The organism is Sphingomonas sp., from assembly GCF_031361285.1.
Taxonomy (GTDB): Bacteria; Pseudomonadota; Alphaproteobacteria; order Sphingomonadales; family Sphingomonadaceae; genus Sphingomicrobium.
This window is the reverse complement of the sequence record NZ_JANMCO010000090.1, coordinates 1-1,546: the sequence shown is the minus strand read 5'-3', so window position 1 is coordinate 1,546 and position 1,546 is coordinate 1. Positions and strand designations below refer to the sequence as shown.

Below are 1,546 nucleotides of genomic sequence, written 5' to 3'. Positions count from 1 at the left end.
CGCAACCGCTCAAATGGGCGCAAGAATCGCCATTTGGTGCGTTGTCCCAGATGCCGCTGGGCTAGCTCGGGATCATAGCCTCGATCACGCAAGAGCTTAGGCCATCCGGACAAATCCGCGTTGAAAAGATTGTCGCGAAGTAGCGCAACCTTCACATAAGGAAATCCTTCGCCGATCAGCTGGCGCCACCGTGTCAAGGTCGGGTTCTTTGAACTCCCACTCGGGAAAAGCGACACGCACTTCAAGCCGCCTTGCTCAAGCGTCTTGAGCAGCCCAAGTTCGTACCTGTAGACGGCAACGATCCGCCCGCCAGCGCGAACGTTGCGCCAAAAATTCCAGAATGCCTCGCTGTTTAGCGCTGCTGGTTTGAAGAACAGCAGGAAGCTTTGGAAGTGGCGACCGAACTCTAAGCTCTCCGTGGCGCCAATCACGTCCGCGTCGATTGCGCGCACGAGGTCCAACATGTTGCCGAACGTATCGAGCGGTCCGAAGACGCTGTCGTTAACGAGAGCGACCAGCGACGCGGCGCGAATCTCCGGCAATTGGTTGAGCGCTGATGCCCAGGCTCCGAAATCATAGCCGCGATTCTCGCGGATCAGCACGCCAGTCGCGAAGGCCGTAGCGGCCGCGTCCATTGGATCGGTGAAGGCGTTAGACGTTACTATGAGGATTACGCGAAAGCCGGCGTTGGCCCACGCACGAGCGTGGAATAGGCTGTGCTCGGGGACGATGTTCCCCGGGGCATAAGTGACGAACAGGCAGACTTCCGCGCCAGCCGACAGCTGCGGGCGCCGCAGCCACCGAGTTCGAACGGTGTCGTTGCTCGGCGTGACAAACTCGATCATTCTGGCGATCGGCCGCCGCGCCCAGCCAGGTAGGAATGCTGCGATATGCATTGCTCGCCTTATTCAATCCGGTTCAAGTTACATTAGGGCTTCGCCAATGCAATTTGTTCTAGTCCACTAAGAACTTGGAAATCTTGCATTCCGTACGGCCTGAAAAGGCGGACATCGCGGTCAAACGGCCGCCGTCCCGAAGCGGTACGGGGCGGATAAGCTGTTGGGATGGCTCTTGCTATTCACCCTGACGGGCAGCAAACCTGTGCTACCGCATGCGGCCCCACTCTGGTTTTAGCGGCTGCACGCGCAATCGGGGGCATGATGGCGGGCAGGTCACAATCGGTAAATGCGCGAGTTGATCGCGCAGCGGGCGCCCCGGCTAACGCGGGCGAGCCGGTCGTCTCGGCCATCATTCCCTGTCTCAACGAAGAGCGCACGCTGGGCCTGTGCATTGAACAGGCGTTCGATGCCTTCGCTCGGCGCGGGGTCAAGGGTGAAGTGGTAGTCGGTGACAATGGCTCGACCGACGGCTCGGTCGCGCTGGCCGAGGCGCTCGGCGCCCGCGTCGTCCATCAGCCGGTGCGCGGTTACGGCGCCGCGATCTCCGCCGCCGCCGCGTCAGCTCGCGGCAAATATCTGATCATGGCCGACGCCGACGGGTCGTACGACTGGGGCAAGATCGGCGATTTCCTGGATTCGCTGGAGGG

Annotated in this window: 2 protein-coding genes; one reads left to right on the top strand and one right to left on the bottom strand. The window is 60.9% G+C overall.

The window, feature by feature from the left end:
* Positions 1 to 896: rhamnan synthesis F family protein (locus RMO25_RS08870; RefSeq protein WP_309662245.1), on the bottom strand; the 896-nt coding region annotated here is incomplete at its 3' end.
* Positions 897 to 1,157: 261 nt separating this feature from the next.
* Between RMO25_RS08870 and RMO25_RS08865 the strand changes: the two genes are divergently transcribed.
* A partial coding sequence (locus RMO25_RS08865; RefSeq protein WP_309662244.1) for a glycosyltransferase occupies positions 1,158 to 1,546 on the top strand: 389 nt, incomplete at its 3' end.